General features: G+C 64.7%; 17 protein-coding genes. 4 read left to right on the top strand and 13 right to left on the bottom strand.

What is annotated here, in order from left to right; translation table 11 throughout:
* Positions 1 to 80 precede the first annotated feature (80 nt).
* Positions 81 to 923, top strand: coding sequence for an AAA family ATPase (locus AC1RR3_RS33850; RefSeq protein ID WP_008140272.1), 843 nt, complete (start codon positions 81 to 83; stop codon positions 921 to 923).
* Positions 924 to 2,008: 1,085 nt separating this feature from the next.
* On the opposite strand, the gene AC1RR3_RS33845 is transcribed toward AC1RR3_RS33850, so the two are convergent.
* The 4 genes from AC1RR3_RS33845 to AC1RR3_RS33830 all read right to left on the bottom strand — a co-directional run bounded on the left by AC1RR3_RS33845 (position 2,009) and on the right by AC1RR3_RS33830 (position 5,939).
* Entirely contained in the window at positions 2,009 to 3,655 is a 1,647-nt protein-coding gene (locus tag AC1RR3_RS33845; RefSeq protein WP_492828859.1) for a GMC family oxidoreductase, read from the bottom strand.
* Between the two features lie 16 nt (positions 3,656 to 3,671).
* Positions 3,672 to 4,265: a GNAT family N-acetyltransferase gene (locus AC1RR3_RS33840; protein ID WP_492828857.1), complete on the bottom strand. Its 594-nt coding sequence runs from the start codon at positions 4,263 to 4,265 to the stop codon at positions 3,672 to 3,674.
* A gap of 116 nt (positions 4,266 to 4,381) precedes the next feature.
* Entirely contained in the window at positions 4,382 to 5,308 is a 927-nt protein-coding gene (locus AC1RR3_RS33835; protein WP_492828855.1) for an SMP-30/gluconolactonase/LRE family protein, read from the bottom strand.
* 271 nt (positions 5,309 to 5,579) lie between these two features.
* On the bottom strand, positions 5,580 to 5,939 hold the full coding sequence (locus tag AC1RR3_RS33830; protein WP_492828853.1) for a hypothetical protein: 360 nt from the start codon (positions 5,937 to 5,939) through the stop codon (positions 5,580 to 5,582).
* A 184-nt stretch (positions 5,940 to 6,123) separates the two neighbouring features.
* On the opposite strand from AC1RR3_RS33830, the gene AC1RR3_RS33825 reads away from it, so the two are divergent.
* On the top strand, positions 6,124 to 6,348 hold the full coding sequence (locus AC1RR3_RS33825) for a hypothetical protein (RefSeq protein ID WP_492828851.1): 225 nt from the start codon (positions 6,124 to 6,126) through the stop codon (positions 6,346 to 6,348).
* 280 nt (positions 6,349 to 6,628) lie between these two features.
* Here the strand turns inward: AC1RR3_RS33825 and AC1RR3_RS33820 are convergent, their stop codons facing one another.
* A complete protein-coding gene (locus tag AC1RR3_RS33820; protein ID WP_492828849.1) occupies positions 6,629 to 7,285 on the bottom strand; it encodes a glutathione S-transferase family protein in 657 nt (218 codons plus the stop codon).
* Positions 7,286 to 7,454: 169 nt separating this feature from the next.
* Here AC1RR3_RS33820 and AC1RR3_RS33815 point away from each other — a divergent pair, with 169 nt between their 5' ends.
* Complete coding sequence (locus tag AC1RR3_RS33815) at positions 7,455 to 8,678, top strand: polyhydroxyalkanoate depolymerase (protein WP_492828847.1); 1,224 nt, start codon at positions 7,455 to 7,457, stop codon at positions 8,676 to 8,678.
* A 3-nt stretch (positions 8,679 to 8,681) separates the two neighbouring features.
* On the opposite strand, the gene AC1RR3_RS33810 is transcribed toward AC1RR3_RS33815, so the two are convergent.
* From AC1RR3_RS33810 to AC1RR3_RS33780, 7 genes are all read right to left on the bottom strand, one after another.
* Complete coding sequence (locus AC1RR3_RS33810) at positions 8,682 to 9,650, bottom strand: arginase family protein (protein ID WP_492828845.1); 969 nt, start codon at positions 9,648 to 9,650, stop codon at positions 8,682 to 8,684.
* 4 nt (positions 9,651 to 9,654) lie between these two features.
* Positions 9,655 to 10,467: an amino acid ABC transporter ATP-binding protein gene (locus AC1RR3_RS33805; protein WP_492828843.1), complete on the bottom strand. Its 813-nt coding sequence runs from the start codon at positions 10,465 to 10,467 to the stop codon at positions 9,655 to 9,657.
* Positions 10,467 to 11,186: an amino acid ABC transporter permease gene (locus AC1RR3_RS33800; RefSeq protein ID WP_492828841.1), complete on the bottom strand. Its 720-nt coding sequence runs from the start codon at positions 11,184 to 11,186 to the stop codon at positions 10,467 to 10,469. The genes AC1RR3_RS33805 and AC1RR3_RS33800 overlap by 1 nt, the downstream gene beginning before the upstream one ends.
* 4 nt (positions 11,187 to 11,190) lie before the next feature.
* The gene (locus AC1RR3_RS33795) at positions 11,191 to 11,850 is read right to left on the bottom strand and encodes an amino acid ABC transporter permease (RefSeq protein WP_492828840.1); all 660 of its coding nucleotides are present in this window, start codon (positions 11,848 to 11,850) and stop codon (positions 11,191 to 11,193) included.
* Between the two features lie 63 nt (positions 11,851 to 11,913).
* Positions 11,914 to 12,771: a transporter substrate-binding domain-containing protein gene (locus AC1RR3_RS33790; RefSeq protein WP_492828838.1), complete on the bottom strand. Its 858-nt coding sequence runs from the start codon at positions 12,769 to 12,771 to the stop codon at positions 11,914 to 11,916.
* 44 nt (positions 12,772 to 12,815) lie between these two features.
* Positions 12,816 to 13,781, bottom strand: a complete 966-nt coding sequence (locus AC1RR3_RS33785) for an agmatinase (RefSeq protein WP_492828836.1) — start codon at positions 13,779 to 13,781, stop codon at positions 12,816 to 12,818.
* 12 nt (positions 13,782 to 13,793) lie between these two features.
* Positions 13,794 to 13,922 (bottom strand): hypothetical protein, encoded by a 129-nt coding sequence (locus AC1RR3_RS33780; protein WP_492828834.1) that lies wholly within the window; start codon positions 13,920 to 13,922, stop codon positions 13,794 to 13,796.
* 18 nt (positions 13,923 to 13,940) lie between these two features.
* Here AC1RR3_RS33780 and AC1RR3_RS33775 point away from each other — a divergent pair, with 18 nt between their 5' ends.
* Positions 13,941 to 14,855, top strand: coding sequence for a LysR family transcriptional regulator (locus AC1RR3_RS33775; protein ID WP_492828832.1), 915 nt, complete (start codon positions 13,941 to 13,943; stop codon positions 14,853 to 14,855).
* A 51-nt stretch (positions 14,856 to 14,906) separates the two neighbouring features.
* On the opposite strand, the gene AC1RR3_RS33770 is transcribed toward AC1RR3_RS33775, so the two are convergent.
* Positions 14,907 to 16,775, bottom strand: coding sequence for an ABC transporter ATP-binding protein (locus tag AC1RR3_RS33770; RefSeq protein ID WP_492828831.1), 1,869 nt, complete (start codon positions 16,773 to 16,775; stop codon positions 14,907 to 14,909).
* Positions 16,776 to 16,805 lie beyond the last annotated feature (30 nt).

Below are 16,805 nucleotides of genomic sequence, written 5' to 3'. Positions count from 1 at the left end.
GCCATGAGCGGCCGTTCCCATGTCGCGACCAGGGCCATGACATCGGCAATGCCTGGGACGACGACCAACAAGGACGCGCAATGAAATTTACCGGCACCAAGGACTATGTTGCGACCGACGATCTCAAGGTTGCCGTCAACGCCTCGATCGTGCTGGAGCGCCCGCTCCTCATCAAGGGCGAGCCCGGCACCGGCAAGACGGTGCTGGCCGAGGAAGTGGCGAAGGCCCTGAACGCGCCGCTTTTGACCTGGCACATCAAGTCCACCACCAAGGCGCAGCAGGGCCTCTACGAATACGACGCGGTGTCGCGCCTGCGCGACAGCCAGCTTGGCGACGCCCGCGTCTCCGACATCAAGAACTACATCAAGCGCGGCAAGCTGTGGGAAGCCTTCACCGCCGAGCAGCGCCCGGTGCTCCTGATCGACGAGATCGACAAGGCCGACATCGAATTCCCGAACGATCTGCTGCTCGAGCTCGACCGCATGGAATTCCATGTCTACGAGACCGGCGAGACGATCAAGGCCAAGCAGCGCCCGATCATGATGATCACCTCCAACAACGAGAAGGAGCTGCCGGACGCCTTCCTGCGCCGCTGCTTCTTCCACTACATCAAGTTCCCCGACGCCGACACGATGGGCCGCATCGTCGACGTCCACTTCCCCGGCATCAAGAAGCGCCTGGTCGAAGAAGCGCTGCGCATCTTCTTCGAAGTGCGCGAGGTGCCCGGCCTGAAGAAGAAGCCGTCGACTTCCGAACTGCTCGACTGGCTCAAGCTGCTGCTCAACGAGGACATGAGCGTCGAGCAGCTGCGCGAGCGCGACCCGCGCAAGCTCATTCCGCCGCTGCACGGCGCGCTGCTGAAGAACGAGCAGGACGTGCATTTGTTTGAACGGCTGGCGTTCTTGAGCCGAAGGGAAGTTTGAGGCTCTCGTGTCCCGGACGCGCCGCAGCGTGAAACGCTGCTGCGCAGAGCCGGGACCAGAAGGCGAAACGAATTGCTCGGAGAGATGGGCCCCGGACGCAGCGCACCGCTGAAGTAGCGCTGCGCTGCGTCCGGGGCACGAGAGTGAAGTTCGACGCACGCTCCCTCCCCATCGTCATTGCGAGCGCAGCGAAGCAATCCAGAATCCCACCGCGGAAGCAGACTGGATTGCTTCGCTGCGCTCGCAATGACGGAGCAAGAGGCGACGGCGTCGCCCTCCAATTCGCATCGTGCTCGCAGACACATCTTCGCATTCTCGCGGCGCAGTCCGCCCGAGCTTTGCTTCGTTCCTCCCCCCAGAGAAAGAGGGCGCAGGGAAGACCGGGTGCCGGCTGGCACCCACGGTCCGCTGTGCGAAAGCACACGCAGAAAAACTGCACAGCGGCATACAGGTGAAGCCATACACACGGCCTTCCCTGCGCAGTGGTCGGACGGCTTATGCCGTGCTCTCCCGGGAGCCGAACTTTCCTTCTGGCCTCCCTCGCCCCGCGGATTGACGATGCCGTCTGCCCGGCTGGGCTCGCGCACATCTCCGCGAAAGGCTTGACCGTAGCAACGACGGCCAGGACCACACGGTTTTGCCGTACGCAGCTCATCCGGCTTCGCCAAGAGGCTTCGCCGAACTTTTGCGCCGCTCGTCCGCACGAAGCCTCGGGCTCACAGGGACTACCCGCCCTGCCCGCGCCTCTCGCGCACGACGCTGCCGCGTCCATCGCAACCCGGCCCGCGTTTCGAACGACTCGCGAACCGCCCCTCTTCGTGGGCCGGGCTGTTTCGACTTATGCCGCAATTCCGAATTTCGGTAAAGTGGAATATTTTTGCGGGGAGGGATTGACGGGGTGTTGGGGTGTTTTGCCCGTCGGGCAATGTGCCGGCACACTCATGTCCCGGACGCGCTGCAGCGTGCAACGCTGCTGCGCAGAGCCGGGACCCAGGAGGCGAAACGGGTTACGTGGAGACATGGGCCCCGGCTCTGCAGCGCACCGCTAGAGAAGCGCCGCGCTGCGTCCGGGGCACGAGATCTTCCTACGCCACCGCCGCGTCCGGGATGCGCGCGGCTTCCATCGGGGCCTTGCCGCGGATCAGGTCCGAGGCACGATCCGCGATCATCATCGTGGAGGCGTTGAGGTTCGCCGAGATCATGCGCGGCATGACCGAGGCGTCGATCACGCGCAGCCCTTCTAGCCCATGCACGCGGAGCTGGTCGTCGACCACCGCCCAGGTCGAATCCGCCGGGCCCATGCGGCAGGTGCAGCCGGGGTGGAAGGTGGTGGTGCCGCGTTCGGTGGCGGCGGCGAGGAATTCGTCATCGGTGTTGATGTTGGGGCCGGGGAAATCCTCGTAGGCGTAATAGGGCGACAAGGGCGCGGACTTCAAAAGCCTGCGCGCGAGCTTCATGCCGCCGACGATGACGCGGCGATCGAGCTCGGCGTCGAGATAATTGGTCTGGATGATCGGCGGCGCGAAGGGATCAGACGAGCGGATGCGGACATAGCCGCGGCTCTCCGGGCGCTGCTGCCAGGACGCGACGGTCATGCCAGGCTGGTCCTCAAGCTGGCCCTGCACGCCTTCCTTGTAGCTTGCCGGCGTGAAAGTGAGCTGCAGGTCGGAGCTGTCGGCGCTCTCGCCGGAGTGCCAAAAGCAATAGACCATGGTCGGCGACAGCGAGAGCAGGCCACGGCGCGCGGTGGCCCATTTCAGCGCCTCGATCCACAGCGAGACGCCGCGGCGAAGCTCGTTGATGGTCTTGATATCCTTGACGCGCGCGACCGTGCGCGGGGCATAGTGATCCTGGAGGCCTTCGCCGACCGGCAGCGCGTGACGCACCTGGATGCCATGAGCGTTGAGCAGATCGGGCGAGCCGACGCCGGAGAGCTGGAGCAGCTGCGGCGAATTATAGGTGCCGCCGGAGAGGATCACTTCCTTGTTGGCGCGCACTTCCACCGGCGTGCCGCCGCGGCCGCCCTTGGTGTAGCGCACACCGACGGCGCGCTTGCCCTCGAAGATGATCTCGGTCGCGTGCGCGTGCGTCTGCACATGCACGTTGGGCCGCTTCATCGCGGGCTTGAGGAACGCGGTCGAACCGGAGACGCGCAGGCCCTTGTCGATGGTGCGCTGGCAGTAGGAGACGCCTTCCTGGATCGCGCCGTTGTAATCGGGATTACGGGGAATGCCGAGGCTCACCGCGCCTTCCATGAAGGCTTCGCAGAGCGGATCGCGCCAGTCCATCGTGGTGACCGTGAGATTGCCGTCGCGACCTCGGAAGGTGTTGTCGCCCTCGCCGACCCGTTTCTCCAGCCGCCTGAAATAGGGCAGCACGTCGGCATAGCCCCAGCCGCGATTGCCCATCTGCGCCCAAGTGTCGAAATCCATGCGCTGGCCGCGGTTGTAGATGTGGCCGTTGATCGAGGACGAGCCACCGAGCGTCTTGCCGCGCGGCGCGTAGATGCTGCGCCCGCCGGTCCAGGGCCCCGGCTCCTGCTGGTAGGCCCAGTTGATGCTCTTCATGTGGAAGGTCTTGATGAAGCCCGCCGGCAGATGGATGTACGGGTGCCAGTCGCTCGGGCCCGCCTCGAGCACGCAGACGCTAACGTTCGGATCTTCGCTCAGCCGGCTGGTCAGCACGCAGCCGGCGGAGCCCGCGCCGACAATCACATAATCAAATCTGTCCATGGTGCCTCGGCCGCCTTTAGCGCGGCTTGTCGTTGAGTTGAAATTCGAGATGCGTCTGCACCGTTGGCCATTCGGCGGCGGTGATGCTGTAAACGACGGTATCGCGCAACGTGCCGTTCGGCGTAACCTGGTGGCTGCGCAGGATGCCGTCCTGCTTGGCACCGAGGCGCTCGATGGCACGGCGGCTCTGGTGGTTGAAGAAATGGGTCCGGAATTCAACCGCGATGCAGTTCAGCGTCTCGAAGGCGTGCCGGAGCAGCAACAGCTTGCACTGCGTGTTGAGCGGGCCGCGCTGCGCGCCCTTGCCGTACCAGGTCGAGCCGATCTCGACGCGGCGGTTGGTGGCGTCGATGTTCATGTAGGTCGTCATGCCCACGATGTTGCCGCCGGCATCGAACACCGTGAACGGCAGCATCGAGCCCGCGGCCTGAAGGCCGAGACGGCGATCGATCTCCTTGCCCATGTTCTCCGGCTGCGGGATCGCGGTGTACCAGAGCTTTGAGAGCTCGCCGTCCTTGACGGCCTCGACCAGCCCCTCGCGATGCTGATGCGACAGCGGCTCGAGACGGGCGTGCTGTCCACGCAGGGTGATGGGATCAGGCCAGGGCATTTTTTACTCTCCTTACGTCATTGCGAGGAGCGAAGCGACGAAGCAATCCAGACTGTCACCGCGGACGCATTCCTGGATTGCTTCGCTTCGCTCGCAATGACGGTAACTAGCACCGTTTATTTGTTTAGGAAATTGAGCGGCAAACCGCCGCGCGGCCAGTCCATGGCGATCAGCTCGCCCTTGCCTGATAGCGTGATGTAGGCGGTCTTCAGCCCGGGGCCGCCGAAGGCGATGTTGGTGGTGACGCGGTCGCCGGTCGGGACCTGCTCGACCAGGGTGCCGTCAGGCGCGATCACCGAGATGCAGCCGGACACAAGCGTGGCGACGCAGACGTTGCCATTTGCTTCCACCGCGAGCGAGTCGAACATCTGGTAGCCGCCGAGGCCGCAGATCGGCTTGCCGCGCTCGCCGCGATAGATCACCTCGCGCGGCTTCAGCGTGCCGGGCGCGGAGAGCTCATAGGCCCAGAGCCGGCCCGTCGGCGTCTCCGCGATGTAGACGGTGTTCTCGTCCGGCGACAGACCGATGCCGTTGGCCGGCAGCACGCCGTGCACGACCTCCACGATCTCCTTCATGCCGGGCTTGAGATAGTACATGCCGCCGACATCCATCTCGCGGGGGCGGCGCTTGCCGAGATCGGAGAACCAGAGGCCGCCGTGCCTGTCGAAGACCAAATCATTTGGTCCGCGCAGATCGTGCTCGCCGCATTTGGTCACGACGGTCTCGATCTGGCCGGATTGCAGGTCGATGCGCTGGATCGAGCCGCCGAGATAATCCTCCGGCTGCGGACCCGGCATGATCATCTTGCCGGTCGGGATCCAGGAGAAGCCGCCATTGTTGCAGATGTAGATCTTGCCATCGGGCCCGAGGGCTGCGCCATTCGGGCCGCCCGGCACCTTGGCCACGATCTCCTTGCGGCCGTCGGGATAGACGCGGGTCAGGCGCTGGCCGCGGATTTCAACCAGCACCACCGAACCGTCAGGCATCACCACCGGCCCTTCGGGAAATTCGAGGTCGGTGGCGAGAACGCGGACGCTGGACATGTGAGACCCTCCCGGCTGCTTGTTATGGCTTGCACGGGATGTCCGGCACGGGCCCCACACGCAAGATTTGCCTGCGGTTATGGCAAAACAGGTCCGCCTTGCCAAGCAAGCGGGACGGTATGCCAGCGTTGCGGTCGAGCAGTCGCAGGGCGCGGAATCGTAGGGTGGATTGGCCGAAGGCGTAATCCACCAACTTCGTCCCGCATTCGCTGAAGCATGGTGGGTTACACCCAGCAGACTGCGCTGCGCGCAGCCGCGGGGCTAATCCACCCTACTTCTCCTTCGCATCCTTCGGCGGCGGCGCGTCCTGCTTCTTCTTCACATCCTCCGCGATCTTCGCCTGCGCGGCCTGGAGATCGCCGAGCGTCTTCTGCAAGCCGGCAACGCCAGTCTTCAACGCGTCAATCTGGCGATTGGCCGCATCCAGCTTCTGCTGGTGGTCGAGCGTCAGCTTGGCAATCGTCTTCTGAAGGAAATCGACATTGCTCTGCAGGCAGCTCGTGCGCCGCTCCATGGTCTTCTCGACGGTGCAGATCTCGATGCCGGGCACGTCCTGCGCGCGGACCGGCGCAACGGCCTGCGTGGCGAGCAGCAATGTCGTGCAACAAGCGCCGACACTTCGAAGCAGCATGCAGGTTCCTCGTCAAATTGATCACGTCAATGTGCGCTTTTTGAGCGCAGTCGCGAGAGGCTACCACACTCGTACCGCATTCTCGCGTTGAGCTTGGCCCGTTCCCTCTGGACGGGGAGCGGTGAACCGTACGCGGAAGAAGTGGGCGCTCGTTCCGCGGCTTTGATTAGGGGAGATTTCTGGAATGGCAACGCGCGATAGACGTCTGGCGGAATTCGATGGCGCCGGAGAACCGCCACCGGGTCTGGCGGTCGAAGTGCTGTGCGAGGATCACAGCGGAACGTATCAACTGCCGTTCGCCTGCCGCTACGTCGAGGGACGCTGGCAGAACCACGAGGCCGGCATCGCGGTCGAGGCGACCGTGATCGGCTGGCGTCTGCCGCGCATGAAGCACTCCGGCGTCGCCTGACAGCAGCTTCTGTTCCAAAATGCGACGGGGCCGCGCTCCGCCTTAACCTTCGGAACGCGGTTCGAACGAATCGCGTCCGAATCGGCCGAATCGCCTCGTCCACGCCTGTTCACGGCTAGATGTCGATGCGGTCCTGCCGGCGCGCACAAGATCTGTGCGGCGGGTGCGCGGGCCCGGCCCTGGAGCCGGCGCCAAAGGTTAACGGCGGAAAAGGCATGGCTCCGGCCGGCGCCCCAGGCGGTCCCCGCCCCCGAAACAGGCAGCGCCGAGCTGACCTTGCCTAATATTCGACCTCGAGCTCCTCGATCTCGGCCGGCTCTTCCTTGGCCGCCGCGATCCATTCCTTCATCTCGGGCATGGCCATGATGGTATCGGCATAGGCCTTGAGCTTCGGCTCGAGCTTGACGTCATAGGTCACGAAACGCGTCACCACCGGCGCGTACATCGCATCCGCCATGGTGCGCCGCTCGCCAAACAGGAACGGGCCGCCGGACTTCTCCAGGCAGTCGCGCCAGATCGCCCAGACCCGGTCGATGTCGGCCTGCGCGCGCGACCAGATCTTGAAGCCAGGGAAGTGCCCCTTCAGATTGACCGGCAGCGAGGCGCGCAGCGTGGTGAAACCGGAATGGATTTCGCCGCAGATCGAGCGGCAATGGGCGCGCTGGACGCGGTCATCCGGCAACAGGCCGGCGTCCGGCATCGCATCGTTGAGGTATTCGGCGATCGCCAGCGTATCCCAGACAGTGGCGCCGTCGTGCCGCAGGCACGGCACCAGGATCGACGACGACAGCAGCAGGATTTCGGCCCGCGCGGAGGCGTCGTCGGGCGCGGTCACGATCTCCTCGAAATCGAGCCCGGAAAACTTCGTCAGCAGCCAGCCACGCAGCGACCAGGACGAGTAGTTCTTGCTGCTGATGGTCAGTGTCGCCTTCGCCATATGGCCCTTCCCTCACGCCTGATACTGGCACGTCGCCCGACCCGCGGCGTGCCCATGATCTGTGCTTCCTACGAAATGAGCAGCAAGCGACGTGCCAGTTTTCCGGGCGATTTGACTCTTGTTTGGCTTCGATATTGCATAGCAACACGGGACAAACGGGCGTTTCAGAATGATGTCGATGAATTATCAGGCCTTTCAGAACCACATGGATTTGACGGCGCCGTTTCGGGCTGGAGCCTCGTCCGCACTCAGATTCCTCCATCTGGTGCCGCAGGGGATGTCGGATCAGGTGGTTGGCCGACTATCGGCCGCGCTGGAGATGATCTCGCGCTCCACCCTCACCTATCACCGCCCGGCCTATGGCATCGACAGCGTCATGGTCGGAAATCGCGAGGTCGCGGTCACCGAGGAGATCGCCTACGCGACGCCGTTCGGTTCGCTGTTGCATTTCAAGAAGGAAGGCGTGGGCGAGCAGCCGCGCATGCTGCTGGTGGCGCCGATGTCCGGCCACTTCGCGACGTTGTTGCGCGGCACCGCGAAGACGCTGCTGCAGGACCACGACGTCTACATCACCGACTGGCACAATCCGCGCGACATTCCGCGCAGCGAGGGCCGCTTCGGGCTCGAAGACTACACCGAGCACCTGATCGACTTCCTGGGCCAGCTCGGCCCGCGCCCGCACATGGTCGCAATCTGCCAGCCGTCGGTCTCGGCGCTCGCGGCCGCCGCGATCATGTGCGAGGGCAACCATCCCTCGCGCCCGGCGACGCTGACGCTGATGGCAGGGCCGATCGACACGCGGATCCAGCCGACCAGGGTCAACGAGTTCGCCAAGAGCAGGCCGATCGACTGGTTCGAGCAGAACCTGATCAACTACGTGCCGGTGCAATGCCGCGGCGCCTTGCGGAAAGTCTATCCGGGCTTCGTGCAGCTCACGGCGTTCGTCTCGATGAATCTCGAGCGCCACATCAAGCAGCACATGGATCTCGCCAACCACATCGCCAAGGGCGAGAAGGAGAAGGCGGCCAGCATCAAGACCTTCTACGACGAATATTTCGCCGTGATGGACCTGCCGGCCGAGTTCTACATCGAGACCGTGCGCGACGTGTTCCAGGAGCATCTCTTGCCGCAGGGCAAGCTGATGCATCGCGGCCGTCCCGTCGACACCAAGGCCGTCAGCCGCATGGGGCTGATGACGGTCGAGGGCGAGAAGGACGACATCTGCTCGATCGGCCAGACGCTCGCCGCGCAGGACCTCTGCACCGGCGTGCGCGCCTATCGCCGCGTCCACCACATGCAGGCCGGCGTCGGCCATTACGGCGTGTTCTCCGGCAAGCGCTGGAACAACGAGATCTATCCGCTGCTGCGGGATTTCGTGCACGTCAATTCGTGAGGCTCACGCGGCGCGGCGCGCACTGCGGCGGGCGGCCCAGCGCGGCTGGGCGCAGATGTGGCCGAGGAATTCAATGACGGTCAGCGCGCCGAGATAGGCGGTGACACCGGTGCCGACATCGAGCGGCGGATTGACCTCGACGAAGTCGAAGCCGGCGATGTCGTGCCGCTCGGCGATCGCCTTCAGGCTGTCGCGCAGTTCAACATAGCTCATCCCGTTCGGCTCGGCCGAGACGCAGCCCGGGACCAGCGACATGTCCATGGCGTCGACATCGATGCTGACATAGACGCGGGAATTGGCCGGCAGCAGAGCGGCGATCCCCTCCGGACCGATCCGCCGGAATTCGCCCATCGGGATGATCCGATTGCCACCGGCGATGACATCCTCAACCTGCGCCGGCGAATGACGCAGACTGCGGATGCCGACCTGCGTCAGGCTGAGCGTGTTGTCCATGCCGGCGATATGGCGAAAGGCGTGGCTGTTGGTGATGGTCAGGTCGTTCTCGAACGGCGCGTAGTCGGTGTGGGCATCGAAGTGGATGACGTGCAGCTTCTCGTCGAAGGCGCGAAACACCGGATAGGTGATCGAATGATCGCCGCCGAGCACCACGGGAAGCGCGCCGCGATCGAGAATCCCGCGCACCATCGCGGTGATGTTCTCGAAGGTGCGCGGCGCGTTGGCCGGATGGATGTCGACATCGCCGACATCGGCGATCAGGCCCTGTGACATCTCCTCGACCAGGTATTCGCGCCTCGTCTCCGGATCGTAATACCCCTTGCCGCTGCCGTAGAAGCGCAGCGAGTGCTCACGCAGCGCGCGCGGCGCAAGGCGGCTGCCCGGCATGAACGGCGAGCCTTCATCGAAGGGCACGCCGAGGACGGCAATGGCCGCCTCGAGCATCGACACATCCTCGCAGATCCGCGCGCGCAGGAAGGACGGAATCCCGACATAGGGCCGGTTGATGCGAGACATGGATTTACTCCGTGGGGTTTGTTGTTGTCTTGGTCATGCGATGGTCCGGCCGCACCAGATCGAGAAAGTTTTTCAGACGCGGCTCCTTGGGCGCGGCCATGATGTCGCGCGCCGGCCCCTCCTCCAGGATGCGGCCGTGGTCCATGAACGCGATGCGGTCGGCAAGACTCGCCGCAAAGCCGATTTCGTGCGTGACGACCAGCATGGTCATGCCGATCCCGGCGAGCGAACGCAGCACCGAGAGCACCTCGCCGACCAGCTCCGGATCGAGCGCCGAGGTCGGCTCGTCGAACAGCATCAGGGCCGGATCCATCGCCAGCGCACGGGCGATGGCCACGCGCTGCTTTTGTCCGCCGGAAAGCGCGTGCGGATGGCGGTCGATCCGGTCCGCAAGCCCGAGCCGCGTCAGCAACTCTGTCCCGCGCCGCATCGCCTCGGCCCGCGGCCGGCCGAGCACCACGATCTGTGGCCGCACCACGTTTTCGAGCGCCGTCATGTGCGGCCAGAGATGGAATTGCTGGAACACGATGCCGACCTGCGGGCGCAGGGCGTCGATCTGCCGGCGGCTCTGGCGGCGCACGACGCCGCCCGGCATCAATTCGCGCCCCAATGGCTTGCCTGCGACTTCGATGAAGCCGTCGTCGGGCTGCTCGAGCCAGGTCAGGCAGCGCAACAGCGTGCTCTTGCCGCATCCGCTCGGGCCGATCAGCGCGACGATCTCACCCGCATGCACGTCGAGATAGACTTGGTCGAGCGCGGTGACGCCGTGAAAACGCTTGGTCAGGTTGGCGACGCGGAGGACGGGCGCCGCGCTCATCACGACCTCCTCGCAACCAGCGACAGATAGCGGTCGGCGATCCGGTTGCGGCTGGTCGCCTCGGCCTGAACGGCGCCGACGCTGCGTTCCAGCCGCCTGGACGCTTCCGCGATGATTGCGGCGATCAGCCAGTAGATCGAGGCGACGGCCGCGAACACCTCGAAGGGGGCGAAAGTGTTGCCCTGCACCACGAGGCTTTGATAGGTGAGCTCCGGCACCGTGATGGAGGACAGGACGGCCGACTCCTTCATCATGGTCAGCGTCATGTTGGTGGACGGCGGCACCAGGGTGCGCAGGATCTGCGGCGCCACCACGTGCCACATCGCGCTCGCCGGCGACATGCCGATGGCCCGCGCGCTTTCGAACTGGCCGCGCGGCAATGCGAGAATCGCGGCGCGCACGATCTCGGCATAATAGGCGCTGGCGAACAGCGCCAACGCTACGGTCCCGACCAGGGTCGCCGGCAGCCGGATGCCCCAGAACGGCAAGCCGTAGTAGACGACGAAGAGAATGATGATGAAGGGAATGTTGCGCAGGATCTCGACATAGAAACCGGTGACGAGCCGCGGTAGCCACCCCGGCATCAGCGCGATCAAGGCAATCGCAATCCCCGCGACATAGCCAATCACGAGGGCCGCAGCCGAGACCTGGAGCGTCAGCCAGGCCCCTTGCAGCAGCAGCGGCCAATAGTCGACCAGGACGGCGGGATCGAAATGCATCGCGCTAGACCCGCGCCGCAGCGAAGCGGCTCTCCGCGAGCCTGCCGGACAGGCTGATGACGAGATTGATGACGAGGAAGACGAGCGCCGAACCGATCATGGTCTCGAACGGCCGGTAGCTGGAGCTGGCGATCTGCTGCGCCGTGCGCAGCACGTCGACGACGGTGATCACCGACAGCAGCGCGGTCCCTTTCACCACGATCGTCGCCTCGTTGATCAGGACCGGTACGATGCGCCGGAACAGCTGGGGCAGCACCACCCTGAGCCAGATGGCATGCGGCGGGAGCCCGAGCGCCGTGGAAGCCTCGATCTGACCGGTGTCGATGGTGGCGAGACCGCCGCGCATGCTCTCGCTGACGAAAACCATGCTGTTGAAGGCGATGGCCGAGACACCCGCAACTTCCGGCGAGAGGTCGAGACCGACCGCCGGAAGCACGTAATAGGCGATGAAGATCTGGATCAGGAGCGGCGTACCGCGCACGAAGCTGATGATGACGGCGATGAATGCATTGACCAAAGCGATCTTCTGCGCACGGAGGATGGTCAACGCAGTGCCGAGCGCAAGCGCCAGCAGCATGATGATAACAGCCAGCCGGATGTTCACGGCCGCCGCGCCGATCAGGCGAGGCAGGATCGACAGCAGATAGTCGAGCTTGAAGCCCATGGCACGGGCCTTTCCTGTCGAAATGCCTGGTCCGCCGTTCTCCCCTGGTCGCCGCGCGAACGGCTACAGGGCTCCGGGCGGGAGATAGTCCTGATCCGGGATCGTCATCTCGAAGCCGAACCATTTCTTCTGAAGGGCCACGAGGCGGCCATCGTCGCGCATCTTGCGGATCACCCCGGAAATGGCGTCGCGCAGATCCTTGTCGTCAGGCCGCGTCACCCAGGCGAGATAGGGGTGCACGCCGTCCTGAGGTATCGGCGCCATCAGCTCGAACACATCGGACTTGTCCTTGACCAGCGCAGCAAGGCTCGGCAGCGGCTGGAGCACGGCATCGACCTCGCCATTCGCGAGCGCCACGTAGCTCTCGGGGTATGCGGTGAAGAGCTTCAGCTCCTTGAAGCCGGTCCCGCCCGCGGCCTTCAGCTTGGCATCGAGCGCACGCGCGACCGGCTCGGTCGACGAGGCAAGCTGCGTTGCGACCACCTTGCCGTTGAGGTCTTCCACCTTGGCGAGCTTGTCGCCCTTGCGCTTCATGGCGTAAGGCAGACCGTCGGCGATCGGCATGGTGTAGGCATAACGCTTGGCGCGTTCCGCGTTGATGCCGACCGTGGTCGCGACAAAATCGAACTTGCCGGCCAGCACACCCGGCAGGATGCCCTGCCAGGGCAGGTCGAGCTGGTTCAGCTTCTTGACGCCGAACTCCTTGACCACTTCGGCCAGGATGTCGGAGCCGTAGCCGACGATCTTGCCGTCCTTGACGAATTCGAACGGCGGAAAGGCGGCTTCAGTGCCGACCGTCAATTCGCCGGTCCGCTTGATCTTGTCCAGCGTCGTCTCTGCGAAGGCAGGCTGGCTCGCGACCAGCACGAGGCAGGCGCTGCCGGCCAGGATGCCGAATATCGTGCGATTGGTCTTCCGCATGGCTGATCCTTCTGTTGTCGATGGTCGCAAAGATTGCCGCCGCCTCAGGCGAGCGGCGCGTCGAAATAATTCGCCCTCACCGCCGCGCCGATCAGATTCACGATCAGGCGTCCGGCCGTGATGCAGGTGATCATGTTGACGTCGATGGCCGGCGTGATCTCCACGATGTCCATGCCGACCACCCGCCCCTTGCGCACCAGGCCGTGGATCAGCTTGCGCACCTGATGGAAGGTGAGCCCGCCCGGAGCCGGGCCCTCGACGGCAGGCATGACGGTCGGATCGAGGCCATCGGCGTCGATCGTGATGTAATATTGGCCGCCCTCCGGAATCCGGTCGAGCACTGACTCGATGCCTTTGTCGTGCACTTCGAACGCCGGAATGATGTTGGAGCCGTAGGCCGCCGCCGCCTCGACCTCCTCGGTCCGTGCGCTGCCCGACGAGCGGATGCCGATCTGGAAGATCTCGCCGATGTGGGGCATCTCGGAGGCGCGCCGGATCGGGCTCGAGAGGCCATCGCGAACGCCGTTCACCTCGTCGCGCCAGTCGATATGGGCATCGACCTGAATCAGCGTGATCGGACCATGGCCCTTGAAGGCGCGCAGAATCGGGATCGGAATGCCGTGGTCGCCGCCGATGGTGATGGGCATGGCGCCTGCGGCAAGGATCTTGCTTACCGCCTGTTCAGCGCGGACGGAGTGGCTGCGGAGATCGGTCATGTCGGCAGGCACGTTGCCGACATCGACCACTTTCAAGGCACGTCCGCCGTAGATCGGACCACCGACGTCGAAATCGTAGCGCTCCAGGCCGCGACAGATGCGATCGGTGACCGAACGGACAGCATCGGGTGCCTTCGACTGATCATTGGTGATCGCGGCGGCATCGTAGGCGCTGCCGTAGGGAATGCCGAGGATGGCAATGTGCGCGTCGAGAGCGTCGAGATCGGTGCAGATTGGCGACCAGAGCAGGCTCTGGTGCTTGAGCGAAGGCGGCACCGTCAGGGGCAGAACCATAGGTCCTCCAGGTCACAGCAGGTTGGTCTTGCCGAACAAATCGGCATCTGGCCGCCACGCGACCGGACCGCGCGTCGTCCGGATGTTCAGCGACGGTAACGCGGAGCGCGCAGCGCCCGGAATGATTTTTCCCGAAACCATGCTTGTAGGAATCGCAACATGAAGCACGTCCCGCCGGCACCCGTTCCGCAGCTCACGGAGACCGATCTCAGGTTGCTGCGTATCTTTCGCGCCGTCGCCGAGGCCGGCGGTTTAACCGCAGCAGAAGCCCAGCTCGGGATGGAGCGATCGACCATCAGCCGGCATCTGCTCGCGCTGGAAACCCGCCTCGGCAGCAGGCTGTGCTTTCGCGGCCCTTCCGGATTCGAGTTGACCGATTTCGGCCACAGGGCCCTGCTCGCCAGCATCGCAGCCTGCGACGCGCTCGAAATGGTGCATCACGAGCTCAATCTGGCGCGGAACATCCTGTCAGGCGAGCTGAAGATCGGCATCGCCGACAACTGCCTGTCCAACCCGCATTGCCGGCTGGCCGACACGCTGGCGCGGTTTCGTGCTGCCGCGCCTGATGTTACCCTGAACATTGCGATCGGACTGCCGACAACGCTGGTCGAGGACGTGCTGGAGCGCCGACTGCATCTGGCCATCAGCGGGCAGCCCGCCGTCAACAGCAAGCTCGAATATGTCTCGCTCTTTGCCGAGGAATTCCGGCTTTACACGGCCGCAGCCAGGCCGCTTGCGCTGGAGTCCCTGCGCAGCGACGGTGTGGTTCTGGTGACGCGAACCAACGATCGACGCACGCAAAACCTCGCCCGGCGGCTTCATATCAAGCAACGCGCTGTCGCCTTCGGACTGGAAGCGGTGGCGACGATGCTGGTCGGCGGCGGGTTTGTCGGCTTCCTTCCGAGGCATTACGTCGAGATGCTGCGGCCGATCCATCAATTGGAGGAAGTCTCCGGCGCCGAGGCGTTTCGCTACACGACCCAGTTCTCGCTGATCTCGGCGATCAATCGACCGCTGCCGCCGAGCGGCCGGCTGCTGGCCAGACTGCTGACCGGTCCAGAGAGCGCGACCTGAGTCAGATCTCGGACACAGGCTGATTGCCGCGCGTGTCCTTGCGTCTCTTTTTCACGACCAGCTTCCCTCATCCCACAGCTGGACGACATGGCCGGGCGTGATCTCGCGATACTGCCGGACCGGAGGCTGATAATCCGGCGCGCGCACCGGGCTTCTGATCTCGTCGTTTGCGATCTCGCGCCTGGTGCCGCGGCGCGCGGGGTCGGGCACCGGCACGGCGGCCATCAGCTTCCTGGTGTAGGGATGCTGCGGATTGCCGAACACGTCAGCGCGCGGGCCAATCTCGACGATCTCGCCGAGATACATCACCGCGACGCGGTGGCTCATGCGCTCGACCACGGCGATGTCGTGGGAAATGAAGAGATAGGCAAGGCCCATGCTGGCCTGGAGGTCGAGCATGAGATTGACGACCTGTGCCTTGACCGAGACGTCGAGCGCCGAGACCGCCTCGTCCGCGACGATCAGCTTCGGCCCGAGCGCGAGCGCGCGCGCGATGCAGACGCGCTGGCGCTGGCCGCCGGAGAATTCGTGCGGAAAGCGCGCGGCCATGTCGGCGGTCAGGCCGACGCGCACGAGCAGATCGGCGACCTTGTCGCGCGCCTGCGACGCGGTGGCGAGCCCGTTGGCCAGCAGCGGTGCGGCGATCGCCGTACCCACCGACATCCGCGGATTGAGGCTCGCGAACGGATCCTGAAACACGATCTGCATCTGCTTGCGGAAGTCGCGCAAGGTGCGGCCGTTCATGGCAAGCACATCCTGGCCGTCGATCAGAACCGTGCCGTTGTCCGGTTCGATCAGCTTGAGGATGGAGCGACCTGTGGTCGACTTGCCGCAGCCGGATTCGCCGACCAGCGCCAGCGTCTCGCCGGCACGTAATGTAAACGAGACGTTCTCGACCGCATGCACGCGACCCGAGACCTTGCCGAACAGGCCCGATCGGATCGGAAAGCGCGTGGTGAGGTTTGAGACTTCAAGCAGCGGGCGCTCGGCGGTCGAGACCGTATCCGGCGTCTCCGTCGGCTCGTCCGAAGTGCCCGTCACCTTGTCGACGATCGGAAAGCGCATCGGCCGCGTCCGCCCGCCCATCGAGCCGAGTCGCGGCACCGCCGCGAGCAGCGAACGCGTGTAGGGATGCGAGGGCGCGGCGAAGATGCGCGAGGTCGCGTCGGTCTCGACCGCCTGCCCGCCATACATCACTACGGTACGGTCCGCGATCTCGGCGACCACGCCCATGTCGTGGGTGATGAAGAGGATCGCCATCCCCTCTTCCTGCTGGAGCTCCTTCAACAGCTCCAGGATCTGCGCCTGGATGGTGACGTCGAGCGCGGTGGTCGGCTCGTCGGCGATCAGGAGTTTTGGTTTGCAGGCCAGCGCCATCGCGATCATCACGCGCTGGCGCATGCCGCCGGAGAAGCGATGCGGATACTCGTGGAAGCGCGACTTCGCCGCAGGGATGCGGACGCGATCGAGCAGGCGGATCGTTTCGGCCTCGGCCGCCGCACGCGACAGGCCGCGATGCTGGATCAGCGCTTCCGCAATCTGGAAGCCGATAGTGAGCACCGGATTGAGGCTCGTCATCGGCTCCTGGAAGATCATGGCGACATCGTTGCCGCGGATGTCCTTCATATCAGCTTCCGGCAGCGTCAGCAGATCGCGGCCGGTGAGCATGACGCGGCCCTCGATGCGGCCGCTCTCCTTCGGGATGAGCCGCATGATCGACAGCGCGGTGACGCTTTTGCCCGAGCCGGACTCGCCCACGATCGCCACGGTTTCGCGTGGCGCGACGTCGAACGAGACATTGCGAACGACGGGAGTCCATTGCTGCTCGCGCAGGAAGGACGTGGTCAGGCCGGCGACCGAGAGAACGGGCGCCTGTGCACTGGAAACGAGTTGGTCAGACGCGGTTGCGCTGATGCTCATGCGAAGACCTCAGTGCATTCCCCAGCCAAG

The organism is Bradyrhizobium sp. GW821-FHT13H05 (assembly GCF_058804065.1).
This window is presented reverse-complemented; position numbering and strand designations above follow the sequence as displayed.

Bases quoted from the DNA above. Each gene is read 5' to 3' on its own strand.
- AC1RR3_RS33850 (WP_008140272.1), top strand. From the start codon at position 81: ATGAAATTTACCGGCACCAAGGACTATGTTGCGACCGACGATCTCAAG.
- AC1RR3_RS33845 (WP_492828859.1), bottom strand. From the start codon at position 3,655: ATGGACAGATTTGATTATGTGATTGTCGGCGCGGGCTCCGCCGGCTGC.
- AC1RR3_RS33840 (WP_492828857.1), bottom strand. From the start codon at position 4,265: ATGCCCTGGCCTGATCCCATCACCCTGCGTGGACAGCACGCCCGTCTC.
- AC1RR3_RS33835 (WP_492828855.1), bottom strand. From the start codon at position 5,308: ATGTCCAGCGTCCGCGTTCTCGCCACCGACCTCGAATTTCCCGAAGGG.
- AC1RR3_RS33830 (WP_492828853.1), bottom strand. From the start codon at position 5,939: ATGCTGCTTCGAAGTGTCGGCGCTTGTTGCACGACATTGCTGCTCGCC.
- AC1RR3_RS33825 (WP_492828851.1), top strand. From the start codon at position 6,124: ATGGCAACGCGCGATAGACGTCTGGCGGAATTCGATGGCGCCGGAGAA.
- AC1RR3_RS33820 (WP_492828849.1), bottom strand. From the start codon at position 7,285: ATGGCGAAGGCGACACTGACCATCAGCAGCAAGAACTACTCGTCCTGG.
- AC1RR3_RS33815 (WP_492828847.1), top strand. From the start codon at position 7,455: ATGATGTCGATGAATTATCAGGCCTTTCAGAACCACATGGATTTGACG.
- AC1RR3_RS33810 (WP_492828845.1), bottom strand. From the start codon at position 9,650: ATGTCTCGCATCAACCGGCCCTATGTCGGGATTCCGTCCTTCCTGCGC.
- AC1RR3_RS33805 (WP_492828843.1), bottom strand. From the start codon at position 10,467: ATGAGCGCGGCGCCCGTCCTCCGCGTCGCCAACCTGACCAAGCGTTTT.
- AC1RR3_RS33800 (WP_492828841.1), bottom strand. From the start codon at position 11,186: ATGCATTTCGATCCCGCCGTCCTGGTCGACTATTGGCCGCTGCTGCTG.
- AC1RR3_RS33795 (WP_492828840.1), bottom strand. From the start codon at position 11,850: ATGGGCTTCAAGCTCGACTATCTGCTGTCGATCCTGCCTCGCCTGATC.
- AC1RR3_RS33790 (WP_492828838.1), bottom strand. From the start codon at position 12,771: ATGCGGAAGACCAATCGCACGATATTCGGCATCCTGGCCGGCAGCGCC.
- AC1RR3_RS33785 (WP_492828836.1), bottom strand. From the start codon at position 13,781: ATGGTTCTGCCCCTGACGGTGCCGCCTTCGCTCAAGCACCAGAGCCTG.
- AC1RR3_RS33780 (WP_492828834.1), bottom strand. From the start codon at position 13,922: ATGGTTTCGGGAAAAATCATTCCGGGCGCTGCGCGCTCCGCGTTACCG.
- AC1RR3_RS33775 (WP_492828832.1), top strand. From the start codon at position 13,941: ATGAAGCACGTCCCGCCGGCACCCGTTCCGCAGCTCACGGAGACCGAT.
- AC1RR3_RS33770 (WP_492828831.1), bottom strand. From the start codon at position 16,775: ATGAGCATCAGCGCAACCGCGTCTGACCAACTCGTTTCCAGTGCACAG.